The organism is Endozoicomonas sp. GU-1, from assembly GCF_027366395.1.
GTDB lineage: Bacteria > Pseudomonadota > Gammaproteobacteria > Pseudomonadales > Endozoicomonadaceae > Endozoicomonas.
The window spans coordinates 1854758-1875808 of sequence record NZ_CP114771.1 but is presented as its reverse complement, the minus strand read 5'-3'; the positions used below and the strand labels follow the sequence as shown (position 1 = coordinate 1875808).

At 49.5% G+C, this 21051-nt stretch carries 17 protein-coding genes; 7 read left to right on the top strand and 10 right to left on the bottom strand.

All coding sequences use genetic code 11. The annotated features are described in order from the left end of the window. Position 1: 1 nt before the first annotated feature. From ccoN to O3276_RS07520, 5 genes are all read right to left on the bottom strand, one after another. A complete protein-coding gene (ccoN, locus tag O3276_RS07540) occupies positions 2–1459 on the bottom strand; it encodes a cytochrome-c oxidase, cbb3-type subunit I (protein ID WP_269675078.1) in 1458 nt (485 codons plus the stop codon). A 676-nt stretch (positions 1460–2135) separates the two neighbouring features. Further along, the gene (locus O3276_RS07535; protein ID WP_269675077.1) at positions 2136–3368 is read right to left on the bottom strand and encodes a hypothetical protein; all 1233 of its coding nucleotides are present in this window, start codon (positions 3366–3368) and stop codon (positions 2136–2138) included. A 235-nt stretch (positions 3369–3603) separates the two neighbouring features. Next, positions 3604–4530, bottom strand: a complete 927-nt coding sequence (locus O3276_RS07530; protein ID WP_269675076.1) for a Dyp-type peroxidase — start codon at positions 4528–4530, stop codon at positions 3604–3606. A gap of 277 nt (positions 4531–4807) precedes the next feature. Next, positions 4808–5176 (bottom strand): SPRY domain-containing protein, encoded by a 369-nt coding sequence (locus O3276_RS07525; protein WP_269675075.1) that lies wholly within the window; start codon positions 5174–5176, stop codon positions 4808–4810. A gap of 17 nt (positions 5177–5193) precedes the next feature. Then, positions 5194–5430 (bottom strand): SPRY domain-containing protein, encoded by a 237-nt coding sequence (locus O3276_RS07520; RefSeq protein WP_269675074.1) that lies wholly within the window; start codon positions 5428–5430, stop codon positions 5194–5196. A 168-nt stretch (positions 5431–5598) separates the two neighbouring features. On the opposite strand from O3276_RS07520, the gene O3276_RS07515 reads away from it, so the two are divergent. From O3276_RS07515 to tusA, 3 genes are all read left to right on the top strand, one after another. Then, positions 5599–5745 carry a hypothetical protein gene (locus O3276_RS07515; protein ID WP_269675073.1) on the top strand — a complete coding sequence of 49 codons (147 nt, stop codon included), beginning with the start codon at positions 5599–5601 and terminating at the stop codon, positions 5743–5745. Between the two features lie 195 nt (positions 5746–5940). Beyond that, positions 5941–7281, top strand: a complete 1341-nt coding sequence (locus tag O3276_RS07510) for an MATE family efflux transporter (RefSeq protein ID WP_269675072.1) — start codon at positions 5941–5943, stop codon at positions 7279–7281. Between the two features lie 32 nt (positions 7282–7313). Beyond that, on the top strand, positions 7314–7592 hold the full coding sequence (gene tusA, locus O3276_RS07505; RefSeq protein WP_269675071.1) for a sulfurtransferase TusA: 279 nt from the start codon (positions 7314–7316) through the stop codon (positions 7590–7592). A gap of 21 nt (positions 7593–7613) precedes the next feature. Here the strand turns inward: tusA and O3276_RS07500 are convergent, their stop codons facing one another. Next, entirely contained in the window at positions 7614–8765 is a 1152-nt protein-coding gene (locus O3276_RS07500) for a hypothetical protein (protein WP_269675070.1), read from the bottom strand. A gap of 321 nt (positions 8766–9086) precedes the next feature. Next, a complete protein-coding gene (locus tag O3276_RS07495) occupies positions 9087–12383 on the bottom strand; it encodes a hypothetical protein (RefSeq protein WP_269675069.1) in 3297 nt (1098 codons plus the stop codon). A gap of 170 nt (positions 12384–12553) precedes the next feature. Between O3276_RS07495 and O3276_RS07490 the strand changes: the two genes are divergently transcribed. Further along, positions 12554–13495, top strand: a complete 942-nt coding sequence (locus O3276_RS07490; RefSeq protein ID WP_269675068.1) for a hypothetical protein — start codon at positions 12554–12556, stop codon at positions 13493–13495. Positions 13496–13562: 67 nt separating this feature from the next. On the opposite strand, the gene ovoA is transcribed toward O3276_RS07490, so the two are convergent. Continuing rightward, a complete protein-coding gene (gene ovoA / locus O3276_RS07485; protein WP_269675067.1) occupies positions 13563–15737 on the bottom strand; it encodes a 5-histidylcysteine sulfoxide synthase in 2175 nt (724 codons plus the stop codon). A gap of 1674 nt (positions 15738–17411) precedes the next feature. Here ovoA and O3276_RS07480 point away from each other — a divergent pair. Further along, positions 17412–18044, top strand: a complete 633-nt coding sequence (locus O3276_RS07480) for a hypothetical protein (protein WP_269675066.1) — start codon at positions 17412–17414, stop codon at positions 18042–18044. 1203 nt (positions 18045–19247) lie between these two features. Here the strand turns inward: O3276_RS07480 and O3276_RS07475 are convergent. Continuing rightward, positions 19248–19406: a hypothetical protein gene (locus O3276_RS07475; protein ID WP_269675065.1), complete on the bottom strand. Its 159-nt coding sequence runs from the start codon at positions 19404–19406 to the stop codon at positions 19248–19250. Between the two features lie 206 nt (positions 19407–19612). On the opposite strand from O3276_RS07475, the gene O3276_RS07470 reads away from it, so the two are divergent. After that, positions 19613–20242 carry a glutathione S-transferase N-terminal domain-containing protein gene (locus tag O3276_RS07470; RefSeq protein ID WP_101746485.1) on the top strand — a complete coding sequence of 210 codons (630 nt, stop codon included), beginning with the start codon at positions 19613–19615 and terminating at the stop codon, positions 20240–20242. Positions 20243–20286: 44 nt separating this feature from the next. Then, complete coding sequence (locus tag O3276_RS07465; RefSeq protein WP_269675949.1) at positions 20287–20703, top strand: ClpXP protease specificity-enhancing factor; 417 nt, start codon at positions 20287–20289, stop codon at positions 20701–20703. A 38-nt stretch (positions 20704–20741) separates the two neighbouring features. Here O3276_RS07465 and O3276_RS07460 read toward each other — a convergent pair whose 3' ends face one another. After that, positions 20742–20951 (bottom strand): hypothetical protein, encoded by a 210-nt coding sequence (locus O3276_RS07460; RefSeq protein WP_269675064.1) that lies wholly within the window; start codon positions 20949–20951, stop codon positions 20742–20744. Positions 20952–21051: the final 100 nt, after the last annotated feature.

Genomic DNA, 21051 nt, shown 5'->3' with positions numbered 1-21051 from the left:
ATTATCTCCCTTCAACCGGCGCAGTGGTCGGGTTGAGTTCGAGGGATTCTTTATCGGAAGAGGGCTCCTCCGACTCTCTGGCGGTGCGGTAGACGTTATAAGCCATTGTCAGCATGCCAAGAACAAAGAAGGCACCACCAATAGCACGGACAATGTAGCCGACGCCGCTGGCTTCTACGGACTCAATAAAGCTATAGGTTAACGTGCCGTCTTCGTTCACTGCACGCCACATCAGGCCTTGGGTGATACCGTTTACCCACATGGCAACGATGTAAAGAACGGTGCCGATGGTGGCCAGCCAGAAGTGCATATTGATCAGGCCAACGCTGTACATCTGTTCCTTGCCGTACAGCCTTGGAATCAGGTGATAGAGCGAACCGAATGACACCATGGCTACCCAGCCCAGGGCACCTGAATGCACATGACCAATGGTCCAGTCGGTGTAGTGGGACAGGGCGTTAACGGTCTTGATGGCCATCATCGGGCCTTCAAAGGTGGACATGCCATAGAAAGAGAGGGAAACCACCAGAAAACGCAGAATCGGATCGGTCCGCAACTTATGCCAGGCACCGGAGAGGGTCATGACCCCATTGATCATGCCACCCCAGGACGGTGCCAGCAGCACCAGTGACATAACCATGCCCAGGCTCTGGGCCCAGTCCGGCAGTGCGGTGTAGTGCAGATGGTGCGGGCCGGCCCAGATGTAGATGGCAACCAGCGCCCAGAAATGCACGATGGACAGACGATAAGAGTAAACCGGACGCTCCGCCTGTTTTGGCACGAAGTAATACATCATGCCCAGGAAGCCAGCGGTCAGGAAAAAGCCTACCGCATTGTGGCCATACCACCACTGGATCATGGCATCCATGGCACCCGCGTAGGCAGAGTAGGACTTGGTCAGGCTAACAGGTAACGAAGCGCTGTTAACGATATGGAGCACGGCAACCGTAATAATGAAGGCACCAAAGAACCAGTTAGCCACATAGATGTGCTTACTCTTGCGCTTCATAATGGTGCCAAAGAAGACCAGCGCGTAACTGACCCAGACAACGGCAATCAGAATGTCAATGGGCCATTCCAGTTCGGCGTACTCTTTGGAAGAGGTAATGCCCAGGGGCAGAGTAATGGCCGCCGCAACAATCACCAGTTGCCATCCCCAAAAGGTGAAAGCGGCCAGCCGCGGCATGGCCAGTGTCGCCTGACAGGTTCGCTGGACGATGTAATAGGACGTTGCAAACAGGACACAGCCGCCAAACGCAAAAATCACCGCATTGGTGTGCAGTGGCCGCAAGCGTCCAAAGCTGGTCCAGGGTAAGCCCAGGTTGAGTTCGGGAAAGACCATCTGAGAGGCAATCAGCAGGCCTACCGCCATACCAACAACTCCCCAGACCACGGCCATGATGGCAAACTGCCGAACTACTTTGTAGTTATAGGTCGGCTGTAACGTTGCAGTGCTCATGCTCCATGCTACCTTCGGGTTATGCTTATAAGATTTGATGGTTATTGTGGGTAAACCGAAATGGGATTGTATTGATACGGATCAATATCCGGTCAAAAAATGAGCCAGTTGCTTCTGTTCAGAGATAGGGGGTTACGCCCCGGGAGTTGCAGACTTTTTCCAGGAAAAAGCGGAATGTGTGTGCTGTTTTTTAGCGTTTTTTCCTTATGATAGTGCTTGTTTAGTTAACGACTCTGACCCCGTTGCCAGAGCACTTGAGTGCACAACTCCATTGGAAAATCAAAAGCACCCCTGCTTTCCCCTTGCCAACCTTCTAAACAGGCTTTGCTGCACCGACAGTTCTGACTTTCTTATGTCCTCATCTGGTTATCGGGAGCATATACTCCGCCGATCCCGCGGCAATCATACAGAAATATAAGAGTGGCTGCTAATGCTTTTTCGGTCTTTACTGATGTGTTCTGTTAGCTTTTTTAAGAGCTGGGTACCAGACTGGATTGCCCGGAACCGATGATGACGGACAGCCAGTCAGGGATATGCCACGGGGCAGGGGGCTGGCAACGAAACCCTCCACCCAGTGAGATATCCCCGGGTTCTGCAATTTTCCGGATAGCTTTTTAGTTAGTGGATCAGATTGGCCCAAACGTCAGTTTGTCTATCTGACCCCTAAACGCCTGGTTCAACCGGATTGATTGGACTCCGCCAGCCATAAGGCAATTCTGGCAAACGGTGGCTCAGCCTTGTACTTATTGGCAGTCTCACTTTTGAAGAACGTTCTGGTGAAATCATCACTACCTTTCAGGCCCTTAGCGGCAATCTCGTTGCTGAGTTCTTTATGCTCGTCAGCCTGGCCATGGTTCAGTATGCTGTGTGCTTTGGCCAGATGCGTAAGATTCTCCGGATTGATATCAAGTTTGGCAAATTCGTCCGCAAATTTTGAATTTCTTGCGACAAATGAAACCAGCAAGGCTGCATCATTGGTCAGGGTAGCGCGGTTGTCTGCACCCTGTCTGGCCAGTAATTGTTTCAGGTGATACGGTTGATTACCCTGCAGCAAGTTAGTGATGTCTTCATTATTGCCCAGCATGCCGATCAGCCCTGAGTCGGAGTCGAACAGCTGTTGTTGTAACGCCAGGATCTCTTTTGCCAAATTATCTGCACACAGCTTCTGCCGTGGGTAGATCAGGCTTCCAGTTAGCTTGCTGACTTGTTCCCGGTCGAATTGGTCAAAAGTTATTGACTCTTTGAAGTTACCGATTCCGGTATTGCCAGCGATCTGCATTTTGGCCATCCTTAGTGCATCTTTCAGTTGATCCATTTCTTTCGTTTCAAAGTTTGCTTCCGAGAATTGGGAGTCAATAAAACTATTCATTAACTTATCCCGAAAAAAACTGAAATTTTGTGATGTCATGCCATAGCCCGGAGGCAGGGTAATCGGATTATTGTTGTCCTTGTCGGCGCTATCCTTTAACTTCTGACAGTCATCCTGATTGTCAGGATTCTCATCCAGTTTGCTGTTAGCAAACGCTTTGAGGGAATTAATGTCATGGCAGTTGGTGAGGGTCAGGAGGATTTGAATGGCTTTGAGCTGGCTGGACTCTTCAACCAGGATATCATCCAGATTAAAAGCACTGGTGAAATTTTTGCACATTAGTGCAATATCGCTAGCGTCAAGCCCTTCAGTATTTGGCTTTTCAGTACCTGTCTTTTCAGTTTCAGACTTTTTAGCATTCAGGATGGCCGATATATTCTCGTTGAAGGTGTTCAATCGGGTTGCCAGTATTTCAGCTCCCGGCTGATTGTCGAAGCTGTCAGCCGTAAACTGAGGGACTGATTGTGCAGCTGAGGCCGGTTGTTCGGTTGATAGCTGAGTTGATAAGGGTAAAGGAACTTTTGCAGATTCAACGTGCATGTAACCACCTGTTTCGTAGGAGTTTTGTTGTTATGGCTTATTGTCAAAACGGGTAATGTTTTGGGCATAAACCGGTTGGTCTTTGTGTCCATCTGCCTGCGTTGCAGCAATCCGGACACTATCGTAGACCATTGACTACCGAATTAGTTTCATAAGCCGTGGGATTTGCTTAGGTGATTAGCAGCATTAACAAAGCACCTCAGAAGAGGTGCTGACAGTGGTTACTGATTGTTGCTCAAATATTCAATGCCAGAAATTCACGAGAGGGCGCAAAGAAAGCACAGCCAGTGACTGCCGTGGAAAAATTCATCAAATGATCATAGTGACCATGGGCATCGGCTTTAATCATCGCTTTCAGCATCAGATTAAAATGTTTTGGTGTCTTGCCATAGGCAATAAAGAACAGGCCTGACTCCCTGGCGTCACCATAAGGCATACTATGGCGGAGAATCTCCATACTGTTGCCGTGTTCGTCTTTCAGGTTGACCCGTTTGATATGGGCTATGGGAGCCTTCTGTTCAGCGCTGAACTCAATATTGTCCTCCTTGGTGCGGCCCATGATCGTTTCCTGAACTTTCAGCGGACACTGTTCCCACTCTTTTAAATGGTGAACATAGCGCTGGGTGTGGATATAGCTGCCCCCTGCAAACGGGCTATCCTCTTCCCCCACAAGTGCGACTTCTGCACGGTGCTCACCTTCGGGGTTTTCAGTGCCATCGACAAATCCGGTCAGGTCACGGCTGTCCAGATACCGGAAACCGCTGATGTCTTCCTGAACTTGCACGTTACTGCCCAGCAGGCGAAGCACCCGGCTCATCAGCAGGTAATTGATATCCTTTCGGTCTGAGCGAATGTGCAAAAGCAGGTCGCCAGGAGTTGCAGGCGCTTCACGACCAGCGTCCTTGATGGCCATAAAAGGGCGCAGAGCCCCGGGTTTGCTACCGGAATAAAGCCGGTCCCAGGCAGCACTGCCAATACTGATGGTTGATCTGAGCCTGGCATCGGGGTATTGCCTTGCCAGAGTTTCAGTAAGCTCTGGAATGCCGGAGAGCGTCTGGCGGATTTGCGATAGGCTGTCGCTGTCGTTTTTTTTGATCGTCAGTATCAGAAATTGAGCGTTGGTATTGGCATCCGGAGTGATGCCGGACTGAGGCGTTGGCATGGTCTTGAACCTTGAAAGTCTATGAATTGAAATGTCTGTCACATTCGTGAACGGTGATCTGGCCTTTGGTTAAGCCGGGTTCCAGCGTATGACTGCTGTTATAAATCTCTCACCTTCTCGCGGCAAGGGTGGTGACAATATATCGAATAAAATCGGTGTCTGGTTGTGGTGGACTGATCATTATATTACCACCACGGAGCATTTGTTACTGTCAGGGATCAATGTTGTATAGACGTCAGGGTTAAATCATTTTGGTGATGAAAGCACTCAGTGAAGATTATTCACAGGCTTCTGGCTCAGTTATTGATTTGTCAGCAATGAGCCTTTTCAGTCCCGGAGAGGTAGGAAGCTGGTCGATCTGCTCTGCAAATTTCACCCGGTCTCTTAATGTCAGTTTTGACAGGTCTTGCAGTGAGAGTGGAGTGGCATTACAGCCTTTGTTATAGGTGACTGAGATTTCTGCGTTTCCCCAAACAGCGGACACAGCAAGGAAAACGGTTTTATGCTTCAGCCCCGAAAATGCGTCTCCCAAATATTTCTCGTTGGTTTTGAAGCCGATGGTTCCTGTAATCATATCTATTATGCAGCTTATCTTTTTGGGTACATTAAATACCCCATCCGCTTTGTCTTTGGGGTAATTGCCCATGGTTTGGCCGTTATGAATCAGTTTTTTGTTTTTATGTCCCAGCCCCAGGAGGACTCTGTGCTCCCAAGAAGATTGGTATAAAAGGTTGCATTTATCGGCGTTCCTGCCAGTGCAACCCCAATCACCGCATGAGTTCCTCGCATCTCTGTCGGCCATTCAACATCCAGAATATGCATGCCTTTTGCAAAGCCGATATCTGACATGGCAAGGTCTGTACTCAGGCGAGCAGGTTGACGATGTAATGTTGATGGCACCTCATCGTTGTTGATGCGAATATTGGGACTGCTTTTGTCCGGATCCCACCCGGTGCGGATATAGACACCGGTATACTTAATCTACTTCCACGCCTTCCCGGCGCAAGGATCCATGGGTGCACTCGGCTAATGGCAGCCTGACACTCCTTCCTTGCCGGGTGTTTCCGCTTGTTGCCTGTTGTCGGCAGGGAGAAGACGTTGCCTGTCGGTGGTTATGTCCCGCTGAGGCCGGTGGACTGGTTTGAGCAGGGTTATCTTGCGAATGCTCTGGCCGACACGGCAGACAATGTGAAAAAAGACGTTTCAGATTCATGAATTCATTCTTAACAGTTGAAAATATTAAGCAGTCAGACAGCTTTAGAATGAAAAAGTTCTTATCCTGACCACTTTGGTTTTTTTGCAGGGGAGAAAATGGTGTAAGTGGTTAACGTGAATGATTACTTATTTCTGTTCATAAAGACGCTCTATAAAATACTCCCTTGTGATTAAGGCGCAGAAGGAGTTGACCCCTTGCTATCGGCTTCGGCAACTTATCAGCGGGTGTGGCATTTTGCCTGGCCTGCCATTATTTCCAATATTTCGGTACCGCTGCTGGGGCTGGTGGATGCGGCTGTCCTTGGTCATCTCTCTGCACCGGAATATCTGGGAGGTGTTGCCGTTGCGGCAACCCTGTTCAGCATGATTTTCTGGGCTTTTGGTTTTCTGAGAATGGGGACCACCGGGCTGGTTGCCCAGGCAAAGGGCCGCAATGACCGTTACGCCCTGAGAAAGTGGCTGTTACAGTCGGTGGTTTTTGCCGCTCTCACAGGCTTGCTGCTGATTCTCTGCTCCCCGTTGATTTTACAATTGGCGTTGCCTTTATTTGCCGCCAGTGATGTGGTGGCGAGGCAGGCTGAAATCTACTTTCAGATCCGGATATTGTCGGCACCAGCCGTATTGGTTAACTATGCGTTGATTGGTTGGCTGATAGGAATGCAGATGCCGAAGGGGCCGTTGTTTATCCTGGTTGTGGGTAATGCCGTCAATATTGTGCTGGACCTGTTGCTGGTCCTTGGTCTGGGCTGGGCAACCCAGGGTGCCGCGTTGGCAACGGTGATTGCTGACTATCTGGCGCTGGCTCTTGGGTTGTTGCTGGTGAGGCGAACTCTGGCCGGTGATGATGGCCAGTTCAGTACTGACATGGTGTTTGATATGGCTGCGTTTCGTCGGCTGATCATGCTCAATCGCCACCTGTTTGTCCGGACATTGTGTCTGTTATCAGTACAGGCATTTTTTACCGCCCGGGGCGCTCGCCTGGGGGATGAAGTGCTTGCTGCCAATGCGCTGCTGATGAATCTGATGGTGCTGATTTCCAATGGCCTGGATGGATTCGCACACGCAGCAGAAGCCCTGACCGGTGAGTCCATTGGCAAAGGTGATCGCCGACAGTTTCATCAGGTAGTCCGGGTAACCGGCTGGTGTTCCCTGATCTGTGGCGGGCTGTTCTGTCTGTTGCTTGGCCTTGGGGGGCAGGCTTTGCTGGGTGGGTTGACCAATATCCCGGAGGTTGTAGAACAAGCGTCTGTTTACCTGCCCTGGCTGGTAGCCATGCCGCTGATTGCTGTTTGGTGTTTCTGGTTGGATGGCGTCTTTATTGGCGCGGTCAGAACCGATATGATGCAGAACACGATGCTGATCGCCACGGTTCTGGTGTTTCTCCCGGTCTGGTTCCTGTTTCGTGATATGGGAAATCAGGGCCTGTGGCTCGCTTACACGGTTTTTATGGCCGCCCGGGGCCTGGGGCTGATCTGGGTGTATCGCCATTTTAGTAACAACGATGTCTGGTTTGCAGCCCGACATGACCTTTTATGAGGAGCTGGTTTGAAAGACTGGTTTAACGTTTGATGTCAGACATGTTGCTTGAAGAGAACGCTGGCACTATTGAAGTGCAGCATGAGCTGGATACCTGTGGCCTGTTCTGTCCGGAGCCGGTGATGCTGCTGCATAATAAAATCAGGGATATGGCTTCTGGTGAGGTGGTTCGGGTATTGGCGACTGACCCTTCCACGAAACGTGATATCCCTAAGTTCTGTAATTTTCTGGAGCACCAGCTTCTTCAGCATCAAGAGACGGATGCTGTTTTTTCTTACTGGATCAGAAAGAAAAAGGTGGAACGGGTATAAGTACCCTCGAAAATATCCGGGTTAAGCCATTGCCGTCAGGTCTTCAGGCAACGGCGTCAGACTATTGATCAACGCGTCAGCAGCACTGCTGGCGGCGGATTTTGCGCCGCCTTGATAATGCTCTCTAACCATGGCATCACTGCGCTCCAGGCCCATTGCCAGGGCAGTGCTGTCTGAGAGTGCTGGATTGTCTGCCTGCGCCTGTGTTTTCAGTGACAAAATCTGGGCAGCTTTCAAGTAAGACTTCAGGTGTTTCTCCGAGTGGTGCGTGATGATTGAAGCCAGCACCATTGCTTTTGTGGTCATCTCGGATACAGGGTGGGATAACGCCTGAATTAATTGCTCCATTTGGTCTTCTGGAACTGTGCCCTGTAAAGCGCGGGTCAGGTTTTCCTTATTGGTGAAATGCTGTTCTAAATCACTGGATTTATTCAGAAGTTCTTCTCTTGCCTGGTTGAAAATCCCACGATTAGGGTATTTGAAATTAGCAGAAAAAGTGGCCAGGTCTCCAGCTGTTTCAAGCTTCAGTTTCATAATTTGTGCCTCGATACGGCCTATATCGCCACCTGATGTTATCTGATTCTTTAACAGCATCAGTGTATCTTTAACGCGTTGCTGCTTATCTTCCTGAAACCACGCTTCGATTTGCTGTTCTACAAAGCCCTGCCGTTCAATGCCCATGCAATAAGCACCTGACTCGGACTTGATCTGATTATCTGCCCTTGAAATGGCTCCCAGATCTCTTTCCAGTGCTTCCAGTGTGGGTTCTTCACTTGTTGCGCCTGATGGATCCTCAAGCCAAATGAATTTTTTTATAATATCATCTTGAATGTAATTAACTTGCTGAAGTATTGATATGCCCTCACTACTGGCAAGATTACACTGGGCCAGAGCAAGAGCCGCGAAATTATCATTATCCCGCTCTATGCAGCGGTCACTGTCGTTAGCGTTATGAGAAGGGGCAAAACCTCTAAAAAGATCAAAGATTGCATCTCTCACGTAAAGGTCATTACTTAACAGGCTCTCTGCCTGTTTCAATCGGTCTGAAAAAACATCCTGAAGTGTTTGAAGTTCCGGGTTTACGGCGGCTTTCTCAGTCTGGGTATTTTCTGTGCTGCCGACAGGTGATGTTGCCCCTGTTAATGGAGGGAGTTGAGTGGAAGATGAAATCATCGAGGATACCCCTTGAATTTATGGCATTCATTAATTGTTGCAAGCATGAATGCCGTTTTGACTGATTGCTTGCAGAGCGACGCTGCAGTTATGACCAGTCAGACATTAATTAGTTCCGGCAAAAATTAGTTCCGGCAAAAATTAGTTCCGGCAAAGTTTTTGCCGGAAGAAACTACTTCTCAGAGATGATGTACCATTGCCTTAGGCTGCAAGCACCGCAGAAGGGGTGACTTTTCGCCCCTGTAATGGCTTGTTGCCCCAAAAATGATTATCAGGTTCCACTCATGGTGTGTCAGGGTGAGCTGAAGCTTTAATATTGACTTAGACTGCGCATCCGTCAGGAGAATCACTGATAAAGGCATTTTCTCGTTTAAACAGTAAACAATCCAGTACACTGTCTTCGGAGCGGCATTGTTCAAACCATGAGCCTAAAGCCTTACGCAGATTGCTGCCTTCAGGAAAATTCTTAAGGTATTCCAGTACCTGATCTTTATCGATCTGTCGTTCATTAACAGGCTGGCCGGTGATACAGCAGTGTGCCAGAAAGAAAAAATGGATTTGAGATTTCTGAAATGAGCACCTGAGGGTTTGGATGGATTGCCATACCTGTGCTGCCGACACTTTTTGATGGTCAATTGGCAGTTCAAGCTGCATAGCTATGAATTGCAGAATACATTGCAAACGACGTTGCTCTTCTTTGACCGGTACGCCGTTTAAGATTTGCCAGGCCTGGTGAATGATCTCCCTGGCCTCTTTGATGGCATTGTACCGTTGAGATTGAACCAGCCTTTGTATCAGGTATTCGGCTTGCTTTAACGAATAATTCCCGAGGGCTTTATTAAACGCTGATAATACTTTCTGGTTATCCAGATAGCTGTCATTCAATGCTCTTCCATTCAATGCCAGCAGAGCATAAAAAATAGCGTTTTCGAACAACCAGCCACCGCGTTGAAAGTCCTTGACCACCGCATCCGGTGTAACCGGCTGGCCAGCTAATGGAAGGCCTTTCAGGCAACATTCCGCTTTGAAGCGCACTAACCCCAGTTTGCCTGCCGGATTATCCGGGAAAGCCGTAACGACCAGATCCGGTGTGAGTTGCTCGCCATTTAACGGCAGGCTCCTGAGACAGCAATCTGCTTTGAAGCGCGCTATGCCCAGTTTACCTTCCGGGCTATCCGGGAAACCCTGAACCACCTCATCCGGTGTGACCTGCCTGCCATTTAACGGCACGCCTCTCAGACAGCATTCTGCTTTAAAGTGCGTTAGCCCCAGTTTGCCTTCCGGGCTAGCCGGGAACTTCTTGATCACCGCCTCCGGTGTAACGCGCCAACCACTTAACGCCAAGCCCTTCAGGCAACATTCTGCGGTAAAGCGTGCTATCTCAAGTTTGCCTTCCGGGCTATCCGGGAAAGCCTTAACCACTGCCTCCGGGGAGACCAGCCGACCATTTAACGTCAGCCCCTTCAGGCAACATTGCTCTTTAAAGCGCGCCAGCGCCATTGTTGCTCTGGCGGTCTGATAATCCTGAACTACCGCCTCCGGTGTGACTGGCAGGCCATTGAGCATCAGGCCCCTCAGGCAACATTCCGCTTTGAAGAATAGCAGCCCCAGTGTGCTTTCCGGGCTATCGGGGAAATCCCTGGCTGCCTCATCCGGCGTGACCTGTCGGCCATTCAACAGCAGGTTCTTCAGGCAGCATGTGGTTTTGAAGCGTGCTCTTGCCAATTTGCCTTCCTGAGTATCCGGGAAACCCATAATCACCAGGTCCGGTGTGACCTGTCGACCATTCAACTGCAGGCCTGCCAGACAACATTGTTCCTTAAAGCGCGCGAGCTCCAGAGTTGCTCTGGCTGCCTGATAATCCTTGACTACCGTTTCCGGCGTGACCGGCTGGCCATTCAACGAAAGGTTTTTCAGGCAACATTCCGCTTTGAAGCGAGCCATTCCCAGTTTGCCTTTCGGGCTATCAGGGTAAGCCCCGGCCACTTCATCCGGCGTGACCGGCAGGCCATTGAGCAACAGGCCCCTCAGACAACATTGTTTTTTGAAGAGCGCGAGCTCCAGTATTGCTTTAACTGCCTGATAATCATTGACTACCTCATCCGGCGTGATCGGCTGGCCATTTAACGAAAGGCCCCTGAGGCAACATTCCGCTTTGAAGCGTGCGGGCTCCAATATTGCTCGGGTTGCACGATAATCCCTGGCTACTGTATCCGGTGTCACCTGCTGGCCATTCAATGGCAGCCCCTCCAGGCAACATTCCTCTTTGAAGCGCACTATCCCCAGCCTGCCTTCCGGACTATCCGGGAAACCCTTGACCACCGCATCCGGTGAGATCTGCTGGCCATTCAACGCCAGGCTTTTCAGACAACAGTCTGCTTTGAAGCGCGCCAGCTCCAGTGTTGCCCCGACCGCCAGATATTCCCTGACCACTGTATCTGGTGCGACCTGCTGGTGGTTTAACGGAAGGCCTTTCAGGCAACATTCCGCCTTGAAGCGCGCCAGCTCCAGTGGTGCCCCCGCCGCCTGATAATCCATAACCACCTCATCCGGTGTCACCAGCTGGCCATTTAGCGGCAGTTTTTGCAGGCAGCATTCCGCTTTGAAGCGGGCCAGCTCCAGTGGTGTACCGGCTGCCAGAAAATCCTTAACCACTGCATCCGGTGTGATCTGCTGGCCATTCAATGCCAGACCTTTAAGACAGCAGTGTTGCTTAAAGTGCGCTAGTTCCAGTATTGCCCTGATCGCCTGATAATCCTTAACCACCTCATCTGGTGTGACCCGCTGGCCATTTAACGGAAGGCCCCTCAGGCAACATTCCGCTTTGAAGCGCGCCAGCTCCAGTTTTGCCCTGATTGCCTGATAATCCCTGGCCACCGCATCCGGTGTGACCTGCTGGCCGCACAACGTCAGGCCCCTCAGGCAACATTCTGCCTTGAAGCGCGCTATCCCGAGCCTGCCTTCCGGACTGTCCGGAAAAGCCTTGACCACCGAATCCGGCGTGACCTTCTGGCCGAACAACGCCAGGTCCTGCAGACAACAATGTTGCCTGAAGCGTGCCAGCTCCAATGCTGCCCTGATTGCCCGAAAATTCTGAACCACCGTTTCCGGTGTGACCCGCTGACCATTCAACAGCAGGCCGTTCAGGCAACATTCCGATTTGAAGCGTGCTATCGCTAGTTTGTACTTATGATTTCGACCTGGCTTGCGGTTGAATTCCCGTATGACCTGGTCCGGGGTGACTTTTTTATCATCATAAAGAATGTTCTTTAAGCAGAGTTTTAGCAGGAAGAAACCACCTCTAAGCGATGTGGTGTCTCTGCCATAGGCTGTGAGCACATCAGCCGGGGTGATTTGGCGTCCTTGTAATGTTTTTTTTTCCCAGAAGGCATCTTCAGTACATTTGCCATGATCCGGGGGGGGGAGCTGTGCCTCTATAAGATGGATGGTTGTCAACTTTTTTACCGTTAAAGGCCCTTCCGGGGCGGTCAGTAAACCGGCTTGAGCCAACAGGTCGGTTATACCGGCCAGCAGGTTTTGGGTGGGATCTGGTTGATGCTGTGGCTGGCAAAATAAACCCTTCACACCAAGACAATAAATACCGTCATTGGACTTCAAAATAGCGGTTAGGTTCCGTTTACGGTGTATCAGGGCAAGCCGGAAACATCAGACAAGAACCGTTCCTGATTGCATGGCAATCATCTTGCGTAACCAGAAATTTTCGGAAGTGGAACTTTTTTCTGGGCCCGGGCTCAAAACAACCCGGAATAAAAGACGAAGGTTGACTTATGCATCAAGCCGCTGATGTTTCACTCCAGTTGAAATCATTTATTCTTAATCCTAAAATAGAGGATTCAGATATTCCATACGCTTTTTTCGGTTTCAGGAAGGTGCACGTACAGGAAGTACGTAACCAACCGGATACCTGTCATTTGGCGGCACTTCCTGACGAAGCACTGCAACTCATTGCCCGGCAGTTGAGTTTTTCTGATTTCGTCAATTTCAGTGCGACTCATACACGCCATGTGTCGTGCCTCCGGTCAGATTCCCTGATTAAAGAAATTTTTGACCGCGATACATCCATGACATTGCTGCTTGTGGAAAGGGCGAACAACAAAGCGAAATGTTACCTGGGCTGCCAGCGGTGGAATGACCAGTGGCTCACACCGGATGCCGTGATCGAGGCTTTTCCGGATTGTCCACAAAGCAAGATGGGGATAGTGCAGTTCAAGGCAAAATGTTGCCTGGGACGCGCGCTGTTGAATGGTCAGCCGGTCACCCCGGAAGCAGTGGTTGAGGCTTTTCCGGACACTCCGGAAGGCCAACTGGCGCTGGCTCTCTTCAAAGTGGACTGTTGCAAAATGGAACTGTCGCTGTATGGCCAGCCGGTCACCCGGGAAATGGTGGTTGAGGCTTTCCCGAATACTCCGGAAGGCCAGCTGGAGCTGTTGCACTACAAAGTAAAATGCTGCCTGAGAGAGGAGTCGCTTTATGGCCAGCCGGTCACCCCGGAAGAAGTGGTTGAGGCTTTCCCGAATACTCCGAAAGGCAAGGTGAGTAGAGCGGGCTTCATAGAGGGATGTTGCCTGAGGAACCTGCCGTTGTATGGCGAGCCGGTCACACCGGATGCGGTGGTCGAGGCTTTCCCGGATTGTCCGGAACGCAAGTTTATGATAGCGCGCTTCAAAGAGAAATGTTACCTGTATGGCCTGACGTTGAAGGCGGTTTGAGCAAGTTTGTAGTAGCGGTAGTGAGCAAACTTACACAACCGGCCTTCAAGTGAGGCGCGGGGCCGGATTACAGCGTTTTATGCCGCCACACTGTGCACTGGGCAACCGAATGCTGATATTTCCGGGCTGTTTCCCTGATCACAAACGGGAGATCGACGGGGGGGCGTACCTCTTCAAAATGTTTGCTCAAGGCTCTTTGCAGTCCGGTATAGGTGTCCAGGGCTTCACCATTTTCACGGATGCCTCCGAGCCAGTTCTGCCGGGGCGTATACTCTTCCAGCCAGGTATAGGGCGAAGTGATCACGAGGATGCCGCCGGGGCGTATGCGCTCATGAATCATGTCCAGAAATTGCGCGGGGTTATTCAGGCGATCAATCAGGTTACCGGCAAAAACAAGATCATAGTCGTTAAACATGGGTTTCAGGTTGCAGGCATCCCCCTGGGTAAAGCGGATACGGCTGGTATCGATATCATCCAGCCCCATCTCCGTGGTATAGGCAATAAAGTAATCACCCAGTTCGCCTTCTGTGGTCAGGTGGTAGCGTATTTTTCCCCGCTCCTGCAACTCGGCCGCCGCAGAAATGAATCGGGCAGAGAAGTCGATGCCATCCACATGTTGAAACCAGCGGGCCAGTTCAAAGCTGGTGCGTCCCACTGAACAGCCCAGGTCCAGTGCCCGTGTTCGAGGTGTCTCGCCACTGACTTCATAACAGAGGCGGGCACAGGCTTTGGGGTAGTTGGGTACATCAAAGTAAGACTCCCCAAAATGGAACGCCAGATATTGGGCAACCAGGGCATCACTCTCATAAGGGTTGCTGGAGGTATTGGTCATGGCACTGGACTCTACGTAACGGAAACCGGCATGTTGGAAGAAGTGGCGGCGAAAGGCGTAGCGGGATTCTTTAATAGCGTAGTTGCCGGTTGATATCCAGCAACCCCCTTTAATCAGGTTGTGTCGTCCATCAAAGGTCGGGGTTGAGAAATCATCGTAGCAGGGGTGAACACGGAATCCTTCATAACCGTCAATGGGGGTGGTGGTCCATTGCCAGACATTCCCGATAATGTCACACAGCTCCCCGGTTCTGAAGTGGTCAACCGGGCAGGATGAAGACCAGTATTCGAGATTGATATTTCCGGGGGCTTTATCCCACCAGGGCTGGTCAGTACTGATGGTCTCCCTCAGATGATGCCATTCGGCTTCACTGGGCAGCTGAATCTGTTTGCCGGTCACTGCTGACTTCCAGCGACAAAAGGCCTGGGCTTCATGACAGTTGACGTCTACTGGCCAGTTCCAGGGCATATCGATCTCTGCCAGCATGGTGCGGTAGCGATAACTGTCCCCATCGGGGATCCAGAATTCGGGGTGGCGCACTTTGCCATCGGTGTTGCTGAACGTGTTCCAGGCCCAGCCTTCATCCGTCCACCAGCGTTCATTGTCATAACCACCGGCATCAATAAAGGCTTTAAACTCCTGATTGCTCACCAGGTATTCGCTGGCTTTGAAGGGGGCCACCTCAACCTCGCAGCGGCCATATTCATTGTCCCAGCCGTAGAGCGAAGCATCGTAATCTTTGCCCAGGCGCAGTGATCCTCCGGGCATCTCAATCAGGCGGTTGTCCGGTGCTGGTCCTGTGTTTGGACAGTGTTGCCAGTAAGTGTGTGGCTTGACGCAGGCGATTGGCAGCTGACGAATCAGTACTGATGAGGTTTCCAGGTGAATGCGTTCATGTTCAATGCCCATCAGAATGATCCAGGCCTGACTCTCCCAGTTGATGGGTATCTCCAGTGGCATGTTCCGGATGAAACCGGAAACCAGTGCCCTGACTTTACTGCGGTAGTCGCGGACCTGTTGCACGGTTGGCCATTGGTAATTGTTGTCGTCCAGGTCATCCCAGGACATTTCATCCACACCAATGGCAACGGTGGACTCAATATAAGGGTCAACTCGTTCCGAGATCAGTTTTGCGGTGATCAGTTTGTTCACAAAAAAAGCGGCAGTGTGCCCGTAATAAAAAATCAGCGGGTGACGTAGGGGTATTGCCTTTTCGTACCAGGCTTTCTGGCAAGCCAGGGTTTCAAACAGCAGCTCATATTGATCAAACGTCTGGTGGAAATAATTTAATAACTCCTGTCGTTTGTTCTCAGGGCTGCCGTCGTTTAGAACTATGGTTCGTGTTATTTTTTGGGGATAATCGTCCGGGGTGACACTGTGGTCTATTTGACTCGCAGTATTCTCAGCCACGTTTCCTCTCCTGAATGTTGATGTGTGGGGCGTTGAGCAATCAGTTAGCCGTCAGCAGAACCAGCACTAAACAGTATGGTGTGTTTCATCATAGAGAAACAGCATATCCACGACTTATTGCTGTTAAACGATAGTGTACGGAGCAAATGCAATAGGTGATCAAACAGCAATCATCCAGATTTTATGTGGACAATGTTGTGGATAAGCCGTTAGGTGATCAGGGAGAGCATCAGGTCAGACAGCTTGACTGATATCGACTATTTTTTGACCACTCTCGCAGCAGTTAATCCAGTCAGAAAAGGTGCTCTATAGTCATGCATAACAACTTTCCGAGGCTGCGTAACAACGTGCCCGGAAATTTTCCAACGTTCACTGGTGGAGATGATGAAGGAACCGCCTGCGGATGAGGCGGTGGAGACAGTAAGGATTGCTTCGTTTTTTGGGTGGTTGATGGGGTTGATGTCAGTTGGGAATTCAAGATTCAAGACCTGATGACCACAGCTTTCAACCAGCGAAAGCCCCCATTATTAATTACCAAAAGCCGAAGCCGGGTAAACCCAGAGAGGTTGAGCCGCCAGAAGTCAGCCTGTAGGCACCGGACGCTACTTCCGAGGTTGATCTACCATTAACGATTTCAGAGATAGCATAAGTAGTAGGGTGAAGGGAACAAGCATTGCCGATGCTTGGCAATGGAGGAGAAGAGTACAGTACTGGCTGGGACTGAACTGGTGCTGTGCTGATGGAACCATTTCCCGAGTAAGGCGGAGGTGGTTCTGACAGGAACCGAACAGACTCTATAGGGTTGCAACCAATTCCCGGGTAAGGCGGAGGTTCAGCCGATATTGGCTCCTGTTTATGTTGCTGCCCAACTGCAAGAGGGGCCAGTTCGGTGGAGGTGGTGATTTCTCGATCACGAAGCTTAATGTAATTGCAGTCATCGGAGCAGCAATTTACACAAAGACACACGCCGAAAGAAAAGCATATGCCAACAGACAGGCCGCTGAAGACACCAGTGACAGTGCTGACAATTGGGCTTGCAGGATTATAGCCTACAGCACCACCAATAGCAGCACCTCCAACGGCAACCAGCGGTGTAGTGATGCCACACGCAAAGCGATCTTGTTTAATTCGCTCACAATCAAGGGTGTAGTTACATAACCGGTGGGCCTCTGCTGGTTGTGTTGTCACCGTCAAAGACCTAGCTTGAGAGACATTCATATACCTTATTATCCTCAGATTATTTGTTACTTCCGATCCATAATTTTTATTAGCAATAATTTTGGCAGCGGACAGACAAATTATCCGACTTAATTATTTCCAAAAAGTTCCTTATGAATTACCAAAATAAAAGATAATTTCCTGTGGCGAATGATCGGAAGCAACTTGCTGGAATTTTCTTATTCATGTGCTCAATTGGCAGGCTCAGCAAATCAGACTGGCCAGTCAACATCGTTTGATGAAAAAAACCTGAGTAAAGAAAGGTCAGCAGAAAGCTGGTGTCAGGTCTTTGTCAGGTCTTTCATTGTGCAAAAGCCTCTTCTTATCTCTATAAACGACAATTGTTATGCATAATGAAAGACCGGCCCCCAGCTTTTGATGAGCAGCTTTTGATGAGGAACTATTCCTTGCATACCTTGTCCGAGAAATCACCTATTTAATTTAAAGCGATAAATTATGAATGTATCCAATTTAGGTAGTGCTTCAGGCTTACCGCCTGCCTATGAAGCTGTTATGGCAGAGACATTAGGTCCAGAGGTTACCCGATTTATTGAATCAATAGGTGGATATGCCACGGAATTACAGAGCAAAAATTTGCTCGATTATTTGATCAAGGCACATAATACCCGGCACGGTCAAAACTACTGCTTATCTCGCGGATCAGTGAATCAAGAGACTTCTTCCGGCGGTGTATCAGTTGCAGAGAAGACGCGACAGAAAATACAACAGAAATATCCAGATATGGACAGCAAAATTGCTGAATTTTCAAGTTGTATATCCCATGGTAGGGACGTGTTGAAAGAAGTTATACGAAAAAACCTGATTTTTTTGGATAATCTTGTTGAAATATATGTTCAGCAGGAGTTAATTAACGTAAACAACAAATGTGACCGTTTTAAGGATCTTGATCCGTACGCTTCTAACGCATGTCTGAATGTTGATGATTATCGAGCAACGGATAATCCAAAGAATGCAAAAAAACTATTAATGGATGGTTTAGATATTCCTTCTTTTCGTTGCGGGGATAATCAGGCTAGAGCGAAAATAGAAGCCTTATTCAAAGCAGCTCTTGGTATCGACCTATCGTAATTGGCTGCTTTTATCCTCCTTATTATTCACGAAGCTTGTTTTAAATGGCTGTGACCAGACTTAATTGTCGGGTCAACAATTTCAGTTATTCGAGTGCTAAAGCCGTTTTAATATCTACTTTTGTCATTAACTAATCACTGAGAAAGAGATAGATTACGAAAGATCAATTACGTCTTGTATTGATATTGACCTTCATATGGCAGAAGTAATCATAGAGCCTATTTCTGTTGCAACCCCTCTCTTTTCATCAGCCAACCAGCGCCCCCCCCATTATTAATTACCAAAAGCCTAAGCCCGGTAAACTCAGAGAGGTTAAGCCGCCAGAAGTCAGCCGATAGGTACCGGACGCTACTTCCGAGGTTGATCTACCACTGACGATTTGGAGATAGCATGAGTAGTAGGGGGAATGGAGCTAAAATTGCCGATGCTTGAAAATGGTGAAGAAGAGTACGGTCCTGGCTGGGACTGAACTGGTGCTGTGCAAATGGAACCAGTTTCCGAGTAAGGCGGAGGTGGTTCTGACAGGAACCGAACAGACGCTGTAGGGTCGCAACCAGTTCCCGGGTAAGGCGGAGGTTCAGGCGATAGTGGCTCCTGTCTATGTTGCTGCCTAACTGCAGAGGGACCCGGTTCGGTGGAGGTAGTGATCTCTCGATTACGAAGCGTAATGTAATCGCAGTTATCTGCGAAGCAATTTACAAAAAGAAGCACGGCGCAAGAAAAGCCAATGCCACCAGACAGGCCGCCCACGGCACCAACAACAGTTTTGCCAAATGTTACTGCAGTACTAACTTTCCCTGCAGTTTTACAGGCTACAACACCACCAAGAGCAGCACCTCCAGTGGCAGCCAACGGTGTAATGATGCCACACGCAAAGCGATCTTGTTTAATTCGTTCACAATTAAGGGTGTAGTCACATAACCGGTGGGACGTTGATTGTGCTGTCACCGTTAAAGGCGTTCCAGTAGAGTGATTCATATACCTTATTATCCTCAGATTATTTGTTACTTCCGATCCATAATTTTTATTAACAATAATTTTGGCTGCGGACAGACAAAATATTCGACTTAATTATTCCCAAAAAGTTTCTTATGAATTACCACAATAAAAGATAATTTCCTTCTTACTCTTGAAAATATACCTGTCAAATCGTCACTGGAAGGACAATTTATTACTGTATTAGTCCAGGCGACTTGCGATGAACTAATCGATATTCCGAAACAGGATAATTCCGGTTCTGAGCTGGCACCCGGCATTATGCTGGATTTCAGCATTTTTACCATCGGCGGCACTATGTTGGCCAATGCCATGGGATTTCTGATAACCCGGTCTGACAGCTACTGCCACTGTGTTCAGTCTCATGTACTCTGTCGGCAGATTAATGTTGTAGTAAGTATTTGCGTTGCTGGGACTATTATGGCAGGTACAAAGTTTGCTATGATAGTGCGTTATTTCGCGGGCGGCTGTTTTACCCGTTGTGCGCTAGCCTGTGGTCATCCTCCGGCTATTGTCATGGCCGGGATTGTTGCCGAACTCTCTCATCCTTTGCATGAAGGCGGGGGTACTTCATGGCTGTAGTTGCCAAAAAGTCATCCATGATTTTTTTCTCGGATCCAGCTGACCATTACTGTCACCGGGTTCGTATTGTACTGGCAGAAAAGGGCGTTGCGGTTGACGTTCAGAATGTAAATCCGGAAAACCTTCCTCGGGAGCTTTCCGATCTGAACCCCTACAACAACGTTCCTACGCTGGTTGACCGGGAACTGGTTCTATATGAACCCAACGTCATGATGGAATATCTGGACGAACGTTTCCCACATCCACCGCTGCTGCCGGTTTATCCAGTCAGCCGCGCCCAGAGCCGACTGATCATGCACCGCATTCAGAAAGACTGGTGTGCCCTGGTGGATACTATTCTGGATCCCAAAACCAAGGAGACACCTGCGGCCCGTGCTCGTAAAGAGTTGCGGGAGAGTCTGTTGGCGGTTGAGCCTGTTTTTGCTGAAATGCCGTTCTTCATGAGCGAAGAGTTTACCCTGGTGGACTGCTGTGTGGCACCGATTCTCTGGCGTCTGCCGTTGCTGGGTGTTGAGCTGCCGAAACAGGGTAAGTCTATTCTGGACTATGCTGAGCGTTTATTTGAGCGTGAGTCGTTCCAGGAAAGCCTTTCTGAAATCGAAAAGGAAATGCGTGAGTAACCTGGCTGGCGGCGTGAAGTTTTTGTCCGGAGGCTGTTATGACAATGACCAGTAGCCGTTCGTATATTGCCAGAGCATTGTATGAATGGATTCTTGATAATGATTGCACACCCTTTATTCTGGTGGATGCCTATCGACGTGGCGTTGAGGTTCCACAGGAGTTCGTCAATGATGGCCAGATTGTTCTGAACATCTCGCCAACGGCGGTACGGGCTCTGGATATTGGTAATGATTACATCATGTTTGACGGTCGTTTCGGTGGTCGCGCCCTGACGATTACCGTACCTGTTCCGGCATTGATGGCTATTTATGCCCAGGAGAATGGTCAGGGAATGGTCTTTGAAGCGGAGCCGCTTGATGAGCAGGAAGAGGCGGAAGAGATTCAGGCAGAAGTGCCGGATGAAGAGCCTCCTCAACCACCGAAAAAGCCGGGGCGTCCTCACTTAAAAGTGGTTAAGTAGCCCGTTTCTGATCCAAAGAGCCGCTATGCGGCTCTTTGTCATGATGCTCCGATTAGCCTCTGTACAAAATTTCTCTGTTGCGGCCTAAGCAGGCGACCTTTGAAATTTTCCATCGCCTGGGCAAGCGTTTCCATTTTGTTGCGGATTTCAGTGATGGAATTTTCGGGCAGGGTTTCTTCCGGGGCTGCATTAAGACTTTTCGCACCAGATGGCCTGTTTTTCGAGGCGTCACTGCCGGTGGCTGGCAAACCGGGCTGGCCTGAAATTGATTTCCTGGCCATTACTTCCTTTATAAGCGCCAGCAGTTGCCTTCGGCAGTTAAGGAGCTCTATCAGATTTTCACTGGCT